18 protein-coding genes and 1 pseudogene are annotated in these 21114 nt (G+C 35.2%); 2 read left to right on the plus strand and 17 right to left on the minus strand.

The features are described 5' to 3' along the window. Positions 1–177 precede the first annotated feature (177 nt). The 17 genes and pseudogenes from G7050_RS17615 to istA all read right to left on the minus strand — a co-directional run bounded on the left by G7050_RS17615 (position 178) and on the right by istA (position 19106). Positions 178–2118, minus strand: coding sequence for a UDP-N-acetylglucosamine 4,6-dehydratase family protein (locus G7050_RS17615; RefSeq protein ID WP_166117570.1), 1941 nt, complete (start codon positions 2116–2118; stop codon positions 178–180). Between the two features lie 9 nt (positions 2119–2127). Continuing rightward, complete coding sequence (locus tag G7050_RS17620; protein WP_166117571.1) at positions 2128–3270, minus strand: DegT/DnrJ/EryC1/StrS aminotransferase family protein; 1143 nt, start codon at positions 3268–3270, stop codon at positions 2128–2130. Then, a complete protein-coding gene (locus G7050_RS17625) occupies positions 3267–3866 on the minus strand; it encodes an acetyltransferase (RefSeq protein ID WP_166117572.1) in 600 nt (199 codons plus the stop codon). The genes G7050_RS17620 and G7050_RS17625 overlap by 4 nt, the downstream gene beginning before the upstream one ends. After that, complete coding sequence (locus G7050_RS17630) at positions 3863–4474, minus strand: sugar transferase (RefSeq protein WP_166117573.1); 612 nt, start codon at positions 4472–4474, stop codon at positions 3863–3865. The genes G7050_RS17625 and G7050_RS17630 overlap by 4 nt, the downstream gene beginning before the upstream one ends. Continuing rightward, positions 4467–5609, minus strand: a complete 1143-nt coding sequence (locus tag G7050_RS17635) for a glycosyltransferase family 4 protein (protein ID WP_166117574.1) — start codon at positions 5607–5609, stop codon at positions 4467–4469. Before G7050_RS17635 ends, G7050_RS17630 begins: the two co-directional genes overlap by 8 nt. A 45-nt stretch (positions 5610–5654) precedes the next feature. Continuing rightward, positions 5655–6608 (minus strand): glycosyltransferase family 2 protein, encoded by a 954-nt coding sequence (locus tag G7050_RS17640; protein WP_166117575.1) that lies wholly within the window; start codon positions 6606–6608, stop codon positions 5655–5657. A gap of 9 nt (positions 6609–6617) precedes the next feature. Then, entirely contained in the window at positions 6618–7709 is a 1092-nt protein-coding gene (locus G7050_RS17645; protein WP_166117576.1) for an EpsG family protein, read from the minus strand. 1 nt (position 7710) lies between these two features. After that, positions 7711–8790: a glycosyltransferase gene (locus G7050_RS17650; protein WP_166117577.1), complete on the minus strand. Its 1080-nt coding sequence runs from the start codon at positions 8788–8790 to the stop codon at positions 7711–7713. Further along, a complete protein-coding gene (locus tag G7050_RS17820) occupies positions 8791–9267 on the minus strand; it encodes a serine O-acetyltransferase (RefSeq protein ID WP_221412815.1) in 477 nt (158 codons plus the stop codon). It lies immediately after the preceding gene. After that, positions 9255–10517: an oligosaccharide flippase family protein gene (locus G7050_RS17660; RefSeq protein WP_166117578.1), complete on the minus strand. Its 1263-nt coding sequence runs from the start codon at positions 10515–10517 to the stop codon at positions 9255–9257. The genes G7050_RS17820 and G7050_RS17660 overlap by 13 nt, the downstream gene beginning before the upstream one ends. Positions 10518–10581: 64 nt before the next feature. Further along, on the minus strand, positions 10582–11835 hold the full coding sequence (locus G7050_RS17665; protein ID WP_166117579.1) for a nucleotide sugar dehydrogenase: 1254 nt from the start codon (positions 11833–11835) through the stop codon (positions 10582–10584). 1 nt (position 11836) lies between these two features. Beyond that, entirely contained in the window at positions 11837–12835 is a 999-nt protein-coding gene (locus tag G7050_RS17670; RefSeq protein WP_255499326.1) for an SDR family oxidoreductase, read from the minus strand. Beyond that, the gene (locus G7050_RS17675) at positions 12804–15119 is read right to left on the minus strand and encodes a tyrosine-protein kinase family protein (RefSeq protein WP_166117580.1); all 2316 of its coding nucleotides are present in this window, start codon (positions 15117–15119) and stop codon (positions 12804–12806) included. Before G7050_RS17675 ends, G7050_RS17670 begins: the two co-directional genes overlap by 32 nt. A 7-nt stretch (positions 15120–15126) precedes the next feature. Next, positions 15127–15951, minus strand: coding sequence for a polysaccharide biosynthesis/export family protein (locus tag G7050_RS17680; protein ID WP_166117581.1), 825 nt, complete (start codon positions 15949–15951; stop codon positions 15127–15129). Positions 15952–16284: 333 nt separating this feature from the next. After that, a pseudogene (locus tag G7050_RS17960) lies at positions 16285–16389 on the minus strand (phosphoglycerate mutase family protein); the annotation flags it as partial. Between the two features lie 391 nt (positions 16390–16780). Further along, on the minus strand, positions 16781–17527 hold the full coding sequence (gene istB / locus G7050_RS17685) for an IS21-like element helper ATPase IstB (protein WP_166117582.1): 747 nt from the start codon (positions 17525–17527) through the stop codon (positions 16781–16783). Between the two features lie 55 nt (positions 17528–17582). Further along, positions 17583–19106, minus strand: coding sequence for an IS21 family transposase (gene istA, locus G7050_RS17690; protein WP_166117583.1), 1524 nt, complete (start codon positions 19104–19106; stop codon positions 17583–17585). A gap of 206 nt (positions 19107–19312) precedes the next feature. On the opposite strand from istA, the gene G7050_RS17695 reads away from it, so the two are divergent. Both G7050_RS17695 and G7050_RS17700 read left to right on the plus strand, forming a co-directional pair. Next, a complete protein-coding gene (locus G7050_RS17695) occupies positions 19313–19561 on the plus strand; it encodes a HEPN domain-containing protein (RefSeq protein WP_255499210.1) in 249 nt (82 codons plus the stop codon). Positions 19562–19867: 306 nt separating this feature from the next. Continuing rightward, positions 19868–21112, plus strand: a complete 1245-nt coding sequence (locus tag G7050_RS17700; RefSeq protein ID WP_166117584.1) for a site-specific integrase — start codon at positions 19868–19870, stop codon at positions 21110–21112. Positions 21113–21114 lie beyond the last annotated feature (2 nt).

Below are 21114 nucleotides of genomic sequence, written 5' to 3' on the forward strand. Positions count from 1 at the left end.
ATCATAAATCATTATTCAAAATCGATATAATTATTTGTTTTTCCACTATTAATATCATTTGAATCTCTGTCTTCGCAATTCAAACACAAGGAAATATACAAAGTTAATATTTGTCAGCAAAAGCTAGGATTTTATATATAACAATTCCGATGTTTAATTTAACTGTTGGTATACTTCTCAATTATTATTTACACTTAATACATCCACATCCATAGATTCAAATTCAGAATTGTTGCTTAAGAACTCGGGGACAATTTTTTTCATTGTTGCAACAAGCTGATACTTATCTTCTTTTTGTGCAATAGAAATAATAGATTCGATTTGAGGTAAAATATCCTGAAAGTGGTATTCGCGTACCTTAGCTTTCATTATCTTCTCATGAGTTGTTTGTTCAGTAATCTCTGAATCATTTAGTAACTCTTCATATAGCTTTTCACCGGGGCGTAATCCCGAAAATTCAATTCGGATATCTTTTTCGGGAATAAGCCCTACCAGTTTAATCATTTTTTCGGCAAGGTCATATATCTTAACAGGCTGTCCCATATCAAATACATAGATGTATCCGGATTTTCCGATAACAGACGCTTCTAATACCAAACGACAGGCCTCAGGTATTGTCATAAAATAACGGGTTATCTCGCGATGGGTAACAGTTATAGGTCCCCCACTCTCTATTTGTTTTCTAAATAGTGGAATTACAGACCCATTACTGCCTAAAACATTACCAAAGCGAGTGGTTACGAATTTTGTCCTGAATTTATTCTTATATAAGTCATTGGCACAACTTTGAACGTATATTTCGGCTAGACGTTTTGTGGCACCCATAATATTGGTTGGATTAACAGCCTTATCTGTAGATATCATGATAAACATTTCAACTGCATTTTCGATTGCCAGATCTACTACTAGTTTTGTTCCATGAACATTGGTAAGTACAGCTTCACACGGGTGTTTTTCCATTAAAGGAACATGTTTGTATGCTGCAGCATGATAAACAATATTAGGACGATATTCCGTGAAAACTTGTGCAAGTTTACTTCTGTTACGAACATCACCTACAATTGCAGTATAATTGAGGTTAGGATACTTCTTCTGCAATTCTATATCCAAGTCATACAAGGGAGTCTCTGCCTGATCCAAACATACTATATATCGAGGTCCTAAATTTGCTAATTGTCTGACAATCTCACTTCCTATCGAACCAGCAGCCCCCGTTACTAATATTGTTTTATCCTTTACATTTTCTCCAATTATTTCTAAACTAATATTTATTTCGGATCGCCCCAACAGATCTTCAATTTGAATAGGACGTATACGATTTACAGCATCCGTCAGTTGAGACATGTTATCTATATTAGTTTCTTGTGTTATATAGATATGAGTATTTGAACTAAATAACTTTTCAACATAGGCAACATGATCTTTCAGGTCGGATTCTTTCGTAAATAATACATCTTTAATCTTATATTTATTAAGATCATCAGGTTTTTTGAGAACAAAAACAGGAAGATCAATTACTTTCTTCAATTGAGAATCGGATTCGACAGTAAGGAACCCTATTATTTTAAATTTATGCGAACTTGTTCTTAGTAATTGTGCGGCAGCAATAGTGGCTTCATCTAATCCCCAAACATATACAGGAATAGCCAGTTTATATTCATATCTCTGAATCAATATTTGATAGCTACATACAACAATGATACGAAAACTATAAAGCCCAACCAGTGATGCTAAAAACAGTGTGGTACAATAGGCCAGAGAAACACCGCCCGACAACCCCATTACTTTGTGAAGAGTGAGAAAGAGTAGAGAGTCAGCAAATAATGTAGCAATAAGTATACGTTGAAATTCGTAAACAGTAGAATAACGAACAATTCCTCTGTATGTTTTAAATACCCAAAAAAACAAAAGATTGAAAAAGATAGCAACACCCAGATATTCAACAAAGCGAGGATGATACACTATCGTGATTTTATTATATATCTTAAGAGTTAGGAAATACGAAATCACTGTAGCACATAAAATATTGCTGATATCAATGAACAATATAAACCACCTGCTTAACAAGCGGTTTTTGAGAAATTTATTATATATAATTCTTCCTATTTGATTAATCATGAGAGTTCTTTATAACTTTAATAATAGTTTGATTGAATCAGTTACTCTATATAAATCATTTGAACTTAGGTTTGTTCCTGATGGCAGGCATAAACCATTTTTAAATAATTGCTCGCTCGTTCCATCCCCAAAAAATGGATAATCTTTAAATACGGGTTGTAGATGCATTGGTTTCCAAAGTGGTCTTGATTCTATATTAGCATCATTGAGTATCTCATATAGCTTTTCTCTGGTTATACCATTCATTTTTTGTGGATCAACCAAAATAGATGTCAACCAATAATTGGAAAAATAATCGGAAGAGGGCTCTGTTTGAAAACTGATACCATCCAATCCTTCTAGCTGTTCTCTATAAAATTGATTATTTTCTCTTCTTTGTTTAACTCGCTCTTGTAGTACCAACATTTGACCACGTCCAATACCTGCCACAACATTACTCATTCTATAGTTATATCCTATATGTGTATGTTGATAATGAGGTGCTGCATCACGGGCTTGAGTTGCCAGGAAACGAGCTGTTTTTATATATTCTTCGTTATGTGAAACCAAAGCTCCACCACCTGATGTTGTGATAATCTTATTTCCGTTAAATGACAGAATAGATATATCTCCGAGTGTTCCGCAATGTTGATGTTTATACTCCGAACCTAATGCTTCGGCAGCATCTTCAACAATCGGTATTTCATATTTGACTGAAATTGCTTTTATTTCAGCCATATTTGCCGGCATTCCATAAAGGTGGACAACGATGATAGCTTTAGGTTTCTTCCCTTTGGATAGGCGGTCTTTGAGAGCCCTTTCTAAATGCTCGGGCGACATATTCCATGTCTCCTTTTCACTATCAATAAAAATTGGGGTTGCTCCTTGATAAACTATCGGATTGGCAGATGCCGAAAATGTAAAGCTTTGGCAAAGAACCTCATCTCCGGCTTTTACTCCTAAAATAATTAATGCGAGATGTAGTGCTGCTGTACCAGCACTTAATGCTGCAACTGAGACTCCGTCATGAAGATAATCAGCTAATTGCTTTTCAAAAGCATCCACATTAGGTCCCATTGGTACAATCCAATTAGTATCAAATGCTTCTTTTACAAAATCTAGCTCACGACCTCCCATATGTGCCAGAGAAAGCCAAATACGATTATTGCTCATATCTTTTCTAAATATTTTATGACCTTACAAGGCACGCCTGCGGCAACTACATTGTCAGGAATATCGTTTGTGATTACCGATCCGGCTCCAATGATGCACCATTGCCCAATCTTAATACCTGGTATAACAGTCGATCCAGCACCTATTAAAGTACCTTCTCCAACTTCGACTCCCCCACATAAGTTTACTCCGGGAGCAATGTGTACAAAATCGTGGATATTGCAGTCATGATCTACAGTGGCTGCTGTATTTATAATCACATGTTTTCCTATTTGTGAACAAGATTGTATAATTGAGCCTTGAACGATAACAGTTCCATCACCTATGGATACATTCCGTGATATCACAGCATTCGTCGATATTGCTTTATCATAGGTAACTTCGTTGAGATCTGTAGCAATTTTTTTCCGTATCGAATTATTACCGATACTGATGATCAATGGTGATTTGATTTCCGGAGAAACAGGTATTCCCATAAAATCTTTGATTGTTTTATTATCATCATATAACTCTTCAACAGTAATGTCATTTAATTGAAGAATGTCTATAATTACCTTAGCATGGCCACCTGCACCAAACAGATATACTTTTTTCATCTTTCTTGATTTCCTTCAAATTTTTCTATTGTAACACTTTTTTCGGAAGTAATCCCTTCCGACTTAAATACTTTTACTATCGTAAGACATATTATTTTAATGTCTAACAACAGAGATATATGATCAACATACCAGACATCAAGCCTGAATTTTTCTTGCCACGAAATAGCATTTCTACCATTTACTTGTGCCCATCCTGTAATTCCAGGACGAACCTCGTGTCTACGTACCTGATCCTCATCATATAACGACAGATACTCTATCAATAGAGGACGGGGTCCCACCAAACTCATATCTCCTTTAATAACATTGAGTAATTGAGGTATTTCATCTAAGGAAGTTTTTCTTACAAATCTGCCAATAGAGGTCAATCTATCCTCATCAGCTAGAAGATTTCCATTAGAATCTTTTCGATCATTCATTGTTTTAAACTTAACAATTTTGAATACCCTATTGTTCTTACCAGGACGTGTTTGAAAGAAAAAAGGTTTTCCATTATTAGCTATTGTAAAAAATAGAATTAGAATTAAGAACATGGGTAACAGTATGATAAATGCTACTAATGAGAAAATTAAATCCAAGACAGGTTTAAAAATATTTTTATACATCGCCTAACAATTTGTTATAAAATTTAATCCACTCATTAGTAATTGTCTGTCCCGAAAAATTATCAAGAACATATTGTCTGCCATTCTTTCCCAGCAACATTCTCTTCTCTTTATTTATGACTAGAGTTTCCATTAATAAGTATAATCCATCCACATTACTAACCTCATGTCTGAGGCCTGTTTTATCGTTTATTATGGTTTCTCTAAGCCCATATGTATCGCTACAGATTATAGGTTTCTCTAATAAGGAGGCTTCGATCACGCTAGTGCCAAATCCTTCCCGATAGCTTGGTAAGCAAAATATATCACATGCTTGTATCATCTTCTCGGCTATTGTTGTTGGTCCTCCAAAATATATAGAATCTATATTTTGATATTTAAGTCGAGTAATACTCTCTATATTCTCTTCATCAAATCCAATAAGTAATAAGCGTATATCTTGATATTTTTCTTTCAGTTTAAGAAATGCATCTATAAGATCAAAAATACCTTTGTCCTTATTTAGACGCCCTAGAAACATAAATACTATTTCATGAGGCTCAATACCCAATTCTTTTCTCATATATTGTGATACCAGATCATCAGGAACAAACCTGTTAGTATCTACTCCACTAATAGAGCCTTTTCCTAATACTTTGGAATCTTTCGCCTTTATAATTTTATTTTGTATCAGATATTCTCTCTGTGACTGTCCATCAACCAATATACAAGTAGAATTGGTCGCTATACATATGTCCATGAACTTAAGTAATGCTCTCATGAATCCCTTTTGAGTATGCCAAACCTGTCCTGTGAAAATGTGGATGCGATTCTTTATTCCGCTCAATCTGGCAGCAGTCATGGCTATCAATCCCGCCTTTGGTGTAACAGAATGGACTGCATCAAAATTGTTTTCTTTTAAATATCTACGAAGCAGCAATAGTGCCTTTGTATCCTGCACTATATTTATTTTTCTAAAGAGTGGAATACTTTTTATTTCGACTAAAGGTATATCCTTGAGAGTATCCATATTTTCATTAACCAGATTGGCTACTAAATAAATATCATAGTCACGAGACAGCTCTCTTATGTGATTATATAAGAAAGCTCTTACTGTTATAGGAGATGATACTACAAAGCATATTTTCTTTTTCATAAAAGACAAACATTAATTTTGAGATACTGATTATCGATACATTGATCAGATTACTTTCAATTTTGTTAGAATTAGAAAAACAGACCGAAACAAGTTCTTTTTCTTATTCTTCAATGGGTGATTCAGGTATATTAAGTCCAGCTCGTATAACTTATTTTTCATTTCCTTATATTCGGATAGTTTACACTTGTCTTTAGAAAGTTGATAAAATAACGAGACATTCAAGAAAGTTAATCTTTCCTCAATTAATGAAATCGATCGCTTGTCATCACAGTCATATGCCAACGATTTGATATGCTCCATAACCGTTATGAGGTCTGATCGCAATTTCAACCTTTTTGAACGATCGGTATTTCGGGTTATTGAACTCTGATTCTGAAAGAAACATGCAACAAGTAGCGATGTTGAAGCAAATCTCTTTGCTTTTAGAAACACTCTTGTATTAAATTCATAATCTTCGATGTATATTCTCTCCAGGAAAAAGAGATTATGCGAAATCAAAAATTCTCTTAAATAGATTTTATTACAAGCCGAATCCATACAATTTGTTTTCGAATAATAATCTACTCCGCTATAAATACCCGAATTTGTAAATATTTTGCTGTACGTAATCTTCCCATCCTCATTAACGCCCTGGGCTCCAAATTCTAAGACATCTACACTTAATTGGATACACTGGTTTATTAACATTCCCAAAGTATTATCTAAATAATAATCGTCTGAATCAAGAAACAACAGATATCTACCCTGAGCTTGTTCGATTCCCGTATTGCGAGCCCCCCCCAGTCCTTTATTCTTTTGGCTTATGATTATAATATTGTCTTTATCTTTTGCATATTCTTCCACAATAAACCTGCTGTTATCAGGAGACTCATCATCTATGACTACAACTTCAAAGCGATTGTGATCAATATTTTGTCTATATACAGAATCTAAACAAGACCTAATATATTTCTCTACATTGTATATGGGTATTATTATACTTAATTCTTTCATCATATTCTTAGATCAATATATTATTACATTCATTATGAAGGTAAAAGAGAAATATGCTAATAAAACAAACCCAATTTTAACCTGTTGATTATTTACCAGATTTTCTTTTAAAAGGGGATAAATAACTATCAAGGCGAGTATAAACCAAGATAGATAGGCAAACCTGTTTGAATAACTGGCTCTAATTATAAGTATCCAGAAGGCATTGGATAGAAGATATATAGTATAAAGGCAATTATATATTCTATCCTCAAAATGCAGCTTATTGATATAATACCATCCGGCAAATGCTCCGATACTGCTATAAAGAAGAAAATCCCAGCGAAACCTTGTTGCTGCAATGATACTACTATTACCTTCATTAGTCAGGTAACTAATTCGATCATCAATATTTAAGTTTGAAAAAAGATTCTCCCAAAAATGACCTAGAGAGACTGACAATAGAATACATAATACCCAAAACATAAGTATCCTGTTCGGTTTATGATATAATTGAGCTACTATAAAACAGATTGTAGGGAGTAATATTGATTTATGAAAACCAATAGCGACTATTATCCAAAGTATTTGAAATAACCGTTTATCACGGGATATAGCCAGAATAAACAAGCTTGTAGATAAACCGTTTCGTATACCATTAGTTCCATAAGCCCAAAAGGAAAATGAAATAATCAATGCCAGGAATGCATAAAAAGCATATTCTCCAAACCATTTCTTTGAAACAATGTAGAGGGGAACAATATATATAATAGCACAAAGAAGAAAGTACGATTGAACATTCATTATTTTGGAACATAAAAACGAATAGGCATCAAACAGAACATCTCCTGTAATGGGTATAAATTGTGATCCCTGTTTTGTCATATTAAAAAATGCAGCATATGATACCATATCAACAAATACCTCATTAATAGGGCGTAACCCTATATAAAAGATGGAGAAGAACAATACAAAGAAGTTCATGTTCCTTATATAAGACAGATTTTTGCGATCATCAATATCCAAAGTAAAACTATGTAGTATTGTAAATAGCACAACAAGTAGCATTACATAAAAATATATGGATGCATAAATATTTGCAGATATAAAATCAATAGTCATCATCCTACATCATTTTAGTATTGATGAAATCTACCAAATGCCGACAAATCTCATTTATATTGTATTTTTCTCGTACCTTAATTGCTTCATTCTTTAATCTGTTTCGCCTCTCCTTGTCATTCATCAATTGCTTTAATTCGGAAGTAAATAGCTCCCGATTTTTCAATGGAATAAGGATTCCATTTCTATTATGGTCTATAATATCGGCAGGACCAACTTTACAATCATAGGCAATACAAGCTAAAGGAACCGACATTGCTTCAATCAGGACATTCGGAAAACCTTCGGAAAGAGACGTAAATGCAAAAATCTCAGCATCGTTTAAATAATCATCTACATTTGATTTGGGACCTTCCAAAAATATATTATGCTGTAAAGGGTTATTCTCAATTTTACTTTTCAGGTGATCATATAACTCCCCTCCTCCAACAATTACTAAATTCCAAGTATCATCGTTTATGGCCGTAAAAATATCAATCAGTTCTTCATGATTTTTCAGCTTATCAAGTCTGCCTACAGTCAGTATAGTATGCGATTTAGGAGAATCTCCTTTATATCGAATCTGCTTTATCGGATTATTCAATACCAAAATATTCTCATTCAACTTTAATTTATGGAAATGCTTTTGCGCCTCAGTTGTTTGAGCAATAATACCTTTAGCAAAGGGATAAAGAGCATTTCTTAATTTATCATTCACATATCCGTTGTTTGCATAAGGATTGTTTCTGTCTGATACAAATATTTCTTTTATACCAAGGCTTCTGCATGCCAGTATGGAAAGGCTGTTAAATCTTTCACCAAAAGAAAGAAATACATTCTCCTCTAATTTAAGTCGTTTAAGATTATGCCTCAGATTCAACATAATTTTCAGTTTATTGAAAATTTTTCCCGTATAATCAATATCCGATGTTATAAGTTCAACTTTGGGGTTAATATCATACTGTATCGTATGTTTGATCAATGTTACAATCGATACAATATAATTATCCTGAACCAAGTGATTCGATAGTTCTGTAACTACTCTCTCCATGCCACCTAAACCCAAAGTTGGCAATATGAATATTATATTTCGATCCTTCTTCATCTACTTCTTGTATGAAATTATTCTTGCAGGATTTCCAGCTACAACAGCATTGTTTGGAACATCCGATAAAACAATTGATCCGGCTCCTATAGTGACATTATTCCCGATATGGATATTTCCGATAATTACAGCATTCGCGGAAATAATAACGTTATCGCCAATAGTTGGATAAATATTCTCCTTAGTTGATTTTACACCGATTGTTACATTCTGAAATATCCTGCAATCGTAACCAAGAGATACACCTTCTCCTATAACAATTCCAACGGGATGAGGCAGAACTGTTCTTTTTTTTCCCAGATACCGCATTCCTCGGGTAATATCACAAGACCTCACAGGTTTGAATGACAAATAGTATTTGAATGAATAATAAAGTTCTTTGGGGATATGAATGTATCGTTGGAAGGCAAAATAGATATTCTTCACCTTTGCTCCCTCCCAAAGCTTAATATTGGCAATTCTTTTTATAGTATCCATTTGCGTAAACTTTGATTGTTATTAAAGATGTATAACTTATAAAAAGTTTCGAACACGATAGAGCTTATGAAAATAATGACTAAAACATATAAGTTACATTTCAGAAATAAGATAGGTAATAGAGCAATAAAAAGAAATAAACTATAGAAAGTAGTCTTAAGCATAATGTTTTTATCACTATTAATTATCAGGTAATAATTGAGCAATGTATTTACTGCAAAAAATGTTGCCGAGATTGTCAATAATATTACATAAGGAATTGCGGGAGCCAATTCTTCTCCTCCCAGAAAAAGAACAATTTGTTTCGAGAAAATAAATATCAAAAGACTATAAAGAACTCCTACAAATATAGTTGCTATAAAAACCAACTTCGAAAAAGAATGATTCCTGTTTTTTATTAATCTTGGTAATACGGCAACAGGTACAGTTTGATACAAGGAGGTGAAAAGCCCAACCAATTTCATAGCCAAATCGTAATATGCAACTACGGTTTTGGTAAAAAGAATTCCGACTAAGACTATAACGGTTTTATCTCTCAGGTTATAAGACAGTTTTGTTGAAAATATGGTAAAACTTTCAATAAAATAAGTCTTCATAATTTGAATGGATGGTAAGACAAAACGAATTTTCTCTTTTACAAAAACTATGTATAAAGCAATCATTCCTCCAATGAAAGCTCCCAGTCCATTCAGTAATGGGATTTTAAAATAATCTGATTGATCTTTAATTACAAAAAATACCAAAACGAGAAAAATAGAACGGGTAAAGACATTTATGAAGGTCACATACTTCAATTTTTCGATGCCTTGAAAGAAAAATTGAGGAAATAGAAACTCATTAAATGTAAACGTAAATGCAAATAGATAAAGAATTTTATGTTCCCTCATAACAGGAAGCATCCACATACATAGTGCAAGTACGCCTAAGCAAATAATCCAGAGCATAAGTTTTAGTAATAGTATTGACGACACGACTTCTGATATTTTACGAGTATCATGTACATTCTCTGAAATACTTTTCGTTCCGGAAATATTAAATCCAAATTCTATTACAAGAGAAAAATATCCAATAATGGATTGTGCAAATACAACTGTACCATACATTTCGGGCCCTACAACCCGTATTAAATAGGGATATGTAATCAATGGCACTAATAAATTGAAAATTTGAAGAAGTGACAGATATGAAAAATTTTCAATAAACTTATAGTTATTCTTAAAAGATTGAGGTATTCTTAATTTACTCATCATCAAAAATTAATCATTAAATATGCCTTTATTTTCATAGCATAAACCACTTCATATCATACGGTCTTTAGCTTTTCTTTAAGCTATAGCATACTCCCTTATCTTTGATTGAAGCAGAAAAGTCTAAACCCTCAAACTCCTTATGTGTAACAGCTAGAACAACTGCATCGAATTTTGCTGTCGGAAGTTTAGTTTCAATATCCAATCCATACTCGTGATAAACCTCCTCCGGATTTGCCCACGGATCATATATTACAACATTAGTATCATATTCCTTCAACTCACGAATAACATCTACCACCCTGGTATTCCTAACATCGGGACAGTTCTCCTTGAAGGTTATGCCCAACACCAGAATATCAGCCCCTTTAACTTGAATACCTGATCTTATCATTTTTTTCACCACCTCGCTGGCAACATATTCGCCCATACTGTCATTCATACGTCTGCCCGAAAGAATTATTTCGGGGTGATAACCGTATTCTTGAGCTTTTTGTGCTAAATAATAAGGGTCTACACCTATACAATGACCTCCCACTAACCCCGGGTTGAATTTTAAAAAATTCCATTTGGTGGCAGCAGCCTCAAGAACCGCAGTAGTGTCAATATCCATGCGATCGAATATCTTCTTCAGTTCGTTTACAAAAGCAATATTAATATCTCGTTGCGAATTCTCAATTACTTTAGCAGCTTCGGCGACTTTTATGGAGGGCGCTAAATGTGTACCGGCAGTTATAACTGAGGAATATAAGGCATTGACTTTTTCTCCTATTTGAGGAGTCGATCCTGAGGTTACTTTCTTAATTTTTTCGACTGTATGTTCTTTATCTCCCGGATTTATTCTTTCAGGAGAATATCCGGCAAAGAAATCTACATTAAATTTGAGTCCCGATATTTTTTCTACAACCGGTATACAGTCATCTTCCGTAGCTCCCGGATATACCGTAGATTCGTAAATGACAATATCATCTTTGCCAACCACCTTACCTATAGTCTCACTCGCTCTATAAAGAGGAGTAAGGTCTGGACGATTATTTTTATCTACAGGAGTGGGTACAGTAACAATATAATAGTTACAATCTTTAATATCATCAAGGTCGGATGAACAATATAATCCGTTCGTATCATCACTTTCGTTCTTTAATACAGATCGAAGAACCGACTCTTCCACCTCCAATGTACAATCATATCCACTCATCAGTTGATCAACCCGAGACTTGTTTACATCAAAACCGACTACAGGATATTTAGTTGCAAATAATCGGGCTAGTGGTAGTCCTACGTAGCCAAGACCTATAATTCCTATTTTAGCTTTATCCATTTTATTTCAGATTTTCCCAGTACCATTGGACTGCTTCTTTGAGACCTTGTTTCATACTATATTGCGGATGATATCCGAGTAAACTTTCGGCTTTCTCTATACTTGCCAATGAATGAGGTATATCTCCCGACCTATTATCGCCGTATATTACTTCAATATTCGCTATTTGAGAGTCGTATTGACTCAAGTATTCTTTGAGATACCCAACTAATTGATTTAATGTAGTCCGTTCGCCATATGCAGTATTATATACAGTATTCAGAGCACTCTTATCAGAAACAGAAAGAGCCAGTAGGTTCATTTGAACTACGTTTTTGATATACGTAAAATCTCTTGAATACTCACCATCTCCATTAATAACAGGTGATTCGTGATCTATTAGTTTCTTTACAAACAAGGGAATCACTGCTGCATAGGCTCCATTGGGATCTTGTCTACGCCCAAATACATTAAAATACCTCAACCCAATACATTCCATACCATATGTTCTCGAAAATACATCTGCATATAATTCATTCACATATTTGGTTATTGCGTATGGCGACAATGGTTTTCCAATAACATCTTCCACTTTGGGTAATGACTTGGAATCACCATAAGTAGAAGAACTGGCTGCATAAATAAACCGCTTTACATTGGCTTCTCTTGCTGCAACAAGCATATTCAGGAAACCTGATACATTAACATCGTTGCTCGTTATAGGATCGGCAATCGAACGGGGTACTGATCCTAAAGCGGCTTCATGTAAAACGTAATCAACTCCTTTTGTAACTTTCTGACAATCTTCTATTTTGCGAATATCTCCGACAATTAACTTGAAGTTTTTATTATCAAATAAATGAAGTATGTTCTCTATTTTACCGGTAGAAAAATTATCTAAGCAAACTACTTTACAATCCTGTTTTAGTAACTCTTCACATAGATTAGAACCTATAAATCCGGCTCCCCCCGTAACTAGTATCGTCGAATTATTTAATTTGATATCCATAAGCTTTTCCATATCCATATTTGTAGTTACTGTCTAAATGTGAATCATTTAAAACTAAATACATATTCATTAATTTACCTTCTTCCTTTTGAGCATTCATAAAATTGACTGCAGTCTTAGGTGTAATACCTTCACGGACAATATACAAAGTAGCATCTACGTATTCATCGATAAGGTATGTATCTGATACCAAACCTACTGGAGCAGTATCAATTATTATAAAATCATATTCTTTTTTAACCTCTGAAAGAAGCTCTTTGAGACGTGGATTCATTAGCAATTCATTCGGATTTGGAGGAATTGTTCCTGACTGCATAATTTTCAAATTCTTATGTAACTCCGAATCACTTACATAATTCTCCCATGGGTCTTCATCTGCTAAATAATCACTTAATCCTCTTTTGTTATCTAATTTTAAATATCTATGCAGTTTGGGATTTCTTATATCGCCTCCGATCAATAGTACTTTCTTACCCGATAAAGCAAAACTCATTGATAAGTTTAAGCTTATAAATGTCTTACCTTCCCCTGTTGTAGTAGATGTAACTAGAATCAGCTGATTCACTTTATGATAAAATATAAAGTTCAGATTGTTTCTTAAAGAGCGAAACATTTCTGCTATTCCCGAGTTCTGGTTCGATTGTATTACAATTTGATCTTTAACCGCATTACGTGCAATCTGCCCGACAATAGGTATAGTGGATAATTTTTCAAGTTCACTTCTGTTTTTTATCTGCGTTTTAAAGAGGCTTCTTATATAAATAACCAATATTGGAATTACAAGTCCTAAAATAAATGCAGTGAAAATAATAATCTGAGTTCTGGGAGCTATAGGTGGGGTATTCTCTTGAGGTGAAACTATAATACGAGCTTTATTGGGTGTGGAAGCAATAGACAGATTTGTTTCCTCCCGTTTTTGCATAAGGAATAAAAACAGATTTTCTTTAATCTGCTGTTCACGCACTTTTTCAATCAAGCCTCTTTCTTGCTGAGGAATAGATGTTACTTTCGATTTTGTAGAGGAAGATTGTCGTAGAATATCCTGTTTTGCTACATTGTAAGATTGCTTCACATTTTTCAATGAGTTTACAATGCTATTATGCATATTATTAATATCGGCAGTCAGCCTTATATAGCTGGGGTTATCTTGCCCCATCCCTTTTAACTGAACTTCAGAATTAAGTAGCTTATTATTATACTCTCCGATTATTTGAGTCAATCCCAAATCCGATATTCCGATATTGGGTATTACGGCAAGTTTATTGTTTGGATCATTTACAAAACGTTCAATTAAAGAAATCAGATTTATCTGAGTCTCTGCATCCATCAGCTTTTGATCGTTTACACCTGTCTGTTGAACAAACAATTGAGCTTCGGAGGTTAAGTCCGTAATCTGATTTTCTTGTTTAAAGTTTACCACATTTTCTTCGGCACTACCCAATTCAACTGATATTTCTTTTAGTCTATCATTAATAAAAATGGCTGTATTATAAGCTATCTCATTTTTAATATTGACATTCATTTCATTGTACTGCTTTATTAACTCCCTAAGTATGGCACTGCCTTTTTCTGTACTGTTACCCAAAAAAACAAGATTGAGTACCGACGATGTTTTACTGAATGGTGATACTGTCAATCGACCGCAAAGAGAGGAAACTGTTGATGCTATATCATTTATCTGGACATAGTACTCCTCTCCGTCAACAACCTCTTTTCCTGTCAATTGAATAGTAAGTTCAATATCGTCTACTTTTATTTTAGCAGGTAATACCTGTAGATTTTCGCTTATTTTATGATTTCCAGATGCACCATAAACTTCGTATTCAGCACCATTCTTTTGTATATAAAACTCAATATTTCCAATCTTATCCCGTTTTTGAGGATCAAAACTTACTAAGAATGGAGATTCCTTATATAATTCTATTTTCCTAAGTTTTTCATTAATATAATATACTGCTTGCAAATTCAATGTGTCTACAACTGAATACATCAAGTCGGGAGAAGACAGTATTGCAATTTCATTATCTAGATTATTAGTTGTTGATAACAAACCCAGAGCATTTAAATCCAGTTCGGCAGCAGCATTGCTTTTGCCTGAGCCTTTGTCTTCATTCAACAATATCGACAACGATGACTTATATTCTTTTTGAGTTACAAGTATTCCCATTGCACTAATGACCAAACAAATTATAACAGATATTATAAACCATTTCCAATAGCGCAAATATTCGAATACAGTATCCGCTAAAGATGTTGTATTATTGAGATTCTTCCGATTTTCATTTCCTTTTTCCATTTCTATATCAACGGGTTAAGATGGCTACAACTGATATAACAGATACGATGATAGACAAGGCGGATAGTCCTATTGATTGCATAGTACCAAAGCTCGAATTGTTTCCTTTAGCTTTATTTGTCTCTACATAAAGTTTATCGTTTTGCTGCATATAGAATATATTTTCGTTTTTCAACAGATTTTTATCCTGCATATTTATTCTGTACATAACTGTTTCTCCACTTTCAAGTGTTCTTAGCAGCAATACATTATCTCTCTTACCATAAATAGTCATATCTCCGGCTTCGGCAAGGGCATCAAAAATGGTTATTTGCCCATTTTGGGAATTATATACTCCGGGTTTATTTACTTCTCCAAGAACAGAAACTTCAAAATTTAAGAATCTTACATTTACAATTGGTTTTTCGACGATATAGCGGGGATAAATAAGCGAAACCAAGTAGTCCTGCACTTCATTCGTTGTCATTCCTCCAACTTTTAGCGTTCCTAATACGGGGAAGTCTATTTTTCCGTCTTTGTTTACCATATAATTTTGTAAGCCTCCTGAATTGGCAGTTGACGGAGCAATGGTAGTTTGTAAAGGACTACTCAGATTGGTTGGCACTAATGGCAAATTAAAATCAACTGCGGCACCGGGTACTGTAGAGTTGACCGTGATGCTGATTATATCATTAGGCATGATCTTGGCTTCATGCACAGAGGTAGATAATATCTCGGGAGAAATTTCTCCTGCATCTTTCAAATAAGGTAGTTGTTTATAACTATTACAGGAACTAAAGACAATAATAAAAAAGAGTAGCAAAGAAGTAAAATTTCCGGATAAATGTTTCATCGTTTCCTAAATAAAATGCTTGACTAATTATACTAAAATATAAGATAAACTGTTATCGATTTTGAGACTAACACATAATATAATTTAATCACCCTACCACTTACTGACGTTTTGAATAAAGTCAATTAAAGAATAATAAACTTGTTAAATTGAATACTTAAACATATGAACATACATAGTATGTGATTAGTTCATATGAAGGACAACATCTTTTAAACTGAGGGATCGATTATGCTTGGATGTGAAAAGAGAGATTTTTTGAAGGCTTGCAACAGATGCTCTAGTTATCTCCTAGATTATCAGGGATAATATATCTTATTCATAACAGAAGGTCGCTTTAAAGCTATCGGCAATATCTAATGAATCGGTATAGATATGGAAATCAACATCTCTGGGCTTCATCAGTAAGCCCATTCTGGTAGAACCTACACGGTTAACCATATATAAAATTGATTATCATTCACTTACTTCGTTCAAGCCTTCTACTATCTTTTCTGCTTTTGCCTGATTTTTTTCTGCTGTTTCTAAATAATTTTCCATTTTTGATTAGTTTTTTGATTCGAGATATCCTGTCAATTCATTGATAGCATATAGAGGTACGTGGAAAAAACGGATAAAATGACCCCTAAAAAACGCAGTAAAATGACCACCTGAAGTTATCCTTTCAAAATAGTCAAAAGTTGTCCTCGGGATTGGGGGCAAAAAGGAAGGAGATTCAGCCCGAGTTAAACTTCTATTAATTTATTAGCTTTCCCTTATTTGGGGTCCACTTGTTTTGCAAAAATACATATTCATATCAAAATATCATTGACAGGTCCATTTAAATTTATCATTGGAAGCTGCTTTCATTCTTTGTTTTTCTTTTTCTGATTGATTCTCCGTACAATTCAACTCTTAAAGAATGGTGTACCAGTCTATCCAGGATTGCGTCAGCGACAGTCTTTTCCCCGATTGTATCATGCCATGCCTTTACCGGCATCTGTGAAGTGATCACCGTTGCTCGTTTTTGATGCCTGTCTTCTATGATATCCATTAGTATTCCTCTGGACTGCGAATCGAAGGTTTGCATGGCAAAGTCATCGAGGATTAACAGATCAGTTCTTTCTATTCGCTTAAAATCATTTAAGATTGTTCCTTTTACCTTGACTATCTTTAATTGACTCATAAGTTTAGCGGTACTGGCGTAAAATACCCTGTATCCATCCTGACAGGCCTTATAGCCTAAAGCTGTGGCTAAATAACTTTTCCCGGTTCCTGTAGGTCCTGTTATAAGCATGTCTTTACTATCTCTGACAAATTCGAGGGCCGCCAGGAGGTCCACCTGATTACGGTCCAGTCCGCGCTCGAAGCTATAATCTATATCTTCCAGGCAAGCATTATAGTGGAAGTTGGCTGCCTTAATGGCTCTTTCAATAGCCCTGTTTCGACGATTATCCCATTCACTGGATACTAAATGGAAGATAAACTGGTCTTTTGTCATCTGCTCTTTTAGTGTATTTTCCAATGATGTCTTAAAAGCATCGTGCATCCCGTATAGACGCATCTGACGTAGTTTTTCTAATGTTCGATTATTCATGATTCTTTGTTGTTTTTGATTTGTTTAAAATTAACGTTAGCTTGTTCTTATATGATTATTCATAGTACTCTTTGCCTCTTATGTTTTCATGTTCAGGGATATCGCCAGTTTCTTCCTCTACCTCGACTTGTTCCGATTTGGTTTTCAGGATATCCTGTATCTCAAGGAAACTATACCTGCCATAGCTGTTGGCTAAGCGACAGGCGGCCGCCAGACGGGCAGGACCAACTTTACGAGCCAGATTCAATATGCCGGAGCATATCTTGTTTGCCTGGTCTATATCTCGTTTTGTTTCCAGTATTTTACGGATATAACATTCATCATCTTCGTGTATCTCTGCTGCCTGAGCAAGGAACGTTTCCGGCGACCATTCCATGATAGCTTTGTGCTTAGGACTAAGATGTTCCGGTTTAAATGTATGTCGGAACTCCTTACGATCGCGGACATGAGTTGCCACACAAGTATATCCATCATAGATAAACACATCGCTGGCTGTATTAGATATTTTAAGTTTTTTATTGATGTAGATGTAAGGCACACTATAGATGTGAATGTCTTCCCGTAAACGCACGTACCCATCTCTGCCAACAGTAGTCATGACATGCTTCTTAATTTGATAACAGATAGGATTCAAAGGACCCTGCGTGTCTTTTTCTATATCTTCAAAATAGCTTCGACGGGAGTATTTACGATTAGTCATCGGACGATTGTTATAAAGTTCCAGAGCCGAACGGATAGCAGTGTTTAAACTCTTAAGATCCGGACAGTGTAACGACTCGATATGAGTAAAAATATCTTTATAAGTCAACTTAACAGCATTCTCAACATGGGATTTATCACGAGGCTTACGCACACGGGCCGGAACAACAGTTACACCATAATGTTCGGCAAAACGTTCAAACTCTTCATTCAGTAAAGATTCGTAACGTCCGGGGTTGATTACTGCTGCTTTTAAATTATCCGAGACAATAGCTTGGGGGACTCCTCCATAGTAGTAAAACGTATTTTCACAAGCTGAGATAAAGTCTTCTTTGCTTTGACCTGCGACCGCTTCAACATAGGTTAATAAACTACATCCAAGGATGGCTACAAAGACATCTATCTGACGGGGTGATTCCCCATGAGGGTAAATCCATAGCTTCGATCCGGTGTAGTCGACAAACATTTTATCGCCGGCCTTATGCTCCATACGCATGGTAGGGTTGGTAATTAACCGGTAACGCTGTAAGGCTAACCGGAACTGTGTTAACCCATAACCATCAGGGTGGTTTTCAATGTAATCATGCCATTGTTTAAGAGTTGTCATACCCTTTTTAGTGAGTGCTTTACAAATATCAGGCAGAAGAGATTGTAAGGTATCCTGACGAGGATTGGGTGTGGAGGGTTGGTGGCAGACACAAAACAACTCATGCAGTTCGGAATCGCTCTTGGATAAAAACTCTTCGTAGCTCATATCCAGACTGTTCCATTGATGGATATACTTCTTGATAGTATTACGTGAGATGTGGACCATCCCGGCAATAGGTTTGAGACCTGTCTGGGCCTCATACAAACGGATAATTGTTCTTAATTTGTTCATAGTAATGGTCTTATTAGGCATAAATCTTAAAGTTTTAGTTTGCTTTTGCAAGCGAACTAAATCATTCCTTTTTATCCTTACAAGAACAACCTAAATGAACTATTTTAAGGGGTCACTTTAAACCGTTTCTCAAGGGTCATTTTACTGCGTTTTTTAGGGGTCATTTTATCCGTTTTTTCCACGTACCTCTATATGCTATTCGACTTGTGAATACACTCGAAAACCCAAAACAACATAATCTCACAAAATTATTAAACTCTGTAAAGAAATATTCTAATGAGTTTATCAAAGTCTTTCCGCTTGATACAGCTGAAGAAAAACGGCTTTTCGAGCTTATCAAAGCTGCTTATGTAAATGGACGATATGATCCTGATTTTGTTGTTACAAAGGAGGATATTGATGCGCTTGTTCCTAAACTCAGCACTCATAATGCAAGAATCAGAAAAACGGCGTAAGTATCTAATACATTGGTGATAACTTCATTATTCTTCTCTCCGCTGCAAGCAGTAAAAAAGCAAAATATTGTGTATTTAGGAAGATGTTCCGTTACGAATACGTTACCTGTTTTAAAACTGTGGCAACCCATTCAAATAACGAATTTTCCTCTAACAGTAAACGATTTTGAACGAATTCGACAAACAAAGCTACGCTCTGTTCGTTTTATAGACTGAATCAGTTTCCTATTCACTAATTCACAATATTTTGCGTATCGTTGATTAGCTCTATAACAGTTAATTTTATAACCTGTAAAAGAGTTAATTATGCAAGAAGTAAAAGTAAGTTTCTACCTCAAACGAAATGAGGAGAAAGCAGACGGAACAGTTCCCATTCTGGGACGTATCCGCATCGGAAAATCAATGGTACAGTTCAGTGCCAAAGTTTATGTCCCTGTATCCCTTTGGGATACTACCTCGGGAAGAGCTATCGGAAAAAGCAAAACTGCCCTTTCTATCAATACATCCTTGAATAAAATCTGCGTAGCCATCCATTCCGCTTATCGGGAACTTTCGCTAAAGAATAACAATGTATCAGCTTTGGAAGTCAAAAATGCTTTTCAAGGTATTGCATCTGAGCAAGATACCCTTGTCAAATACTTTGAGGCTCATAATGAGAAATTCTTACAAAATGTAGGTGTAAACCGTGCAGAAGGAACGTATAAGCGTTTTCTAACCTCCCTTGGTCACCTGAAACGTTTTATGCGAAAGAAATATAATATTTCCGACATACCCTTTCAGGCATTGACTCCTTCCTTTGTTGCCGATTATGACTACTACCTGCGTATTGAACTTGGTCTTGCTTGTGGAACAATAATCAATACAATCGTTCATCTGCGAAGAATCATTAAAATAGCGATAAACAACGGCTTGGTTCGCTCCGACCCGTTTATGGACTACAAGTACATTGTCCAAGAGGCTGTTCCCAAATCATTGACTTCGGATGAGTTGGATACACTGATAAAAGCAAAACTGTCCCGCCCGAATCTGAACTTTATTCGGGATATGTTCTTATTTTCCTCATTCACAGGTATCGCATTCAGCGATATGCGTAATTTGACTGCAAAAAATATTTCCAAAGCCGAAGATAGAGTCTGGTGGATTCATCTCAATCGGAAGAAGACAGGAGCACCCTGTCATATTCCACTATTGGAAATACCTCTTCAACTGATCAAAAAGTATCGAGGAATAGCCAAAGAAGGAAAACTGTTTCCGATGATAAGTTGCAGTAAAACCAATATCTACCTGAAACGAATCGCTAAGGAATGCGGTATAGACAAGCGAGTTACCTTCCACATGGCACGTCACTGCTATGCTTCGGTTGTTACACTCTCACAGGGAGTTCCGCTCGAAACAGTAGGCGAACTGCTTGGACATACCGATTGGAGAGCCACCCGAATCTATGCACAGGTCAGCAATGATAAGATCGGGGAAGATATGCAATTGCTTAACAAACGCTTGTCGGACAAATACGATTTTGAGGGGAGTAACTCTGCTGATGCAGTATTGTAATT

Origin of the sequence: Dysgonomonas sp. HDW5A (assembly GCF_011299555.1) — a bacterium.
Lineage (GTDB): Bacteria > Bacteroidota > Bacteroidia > Bacteroidales > Dysgonomonadaceae > Dysgonomonas_A.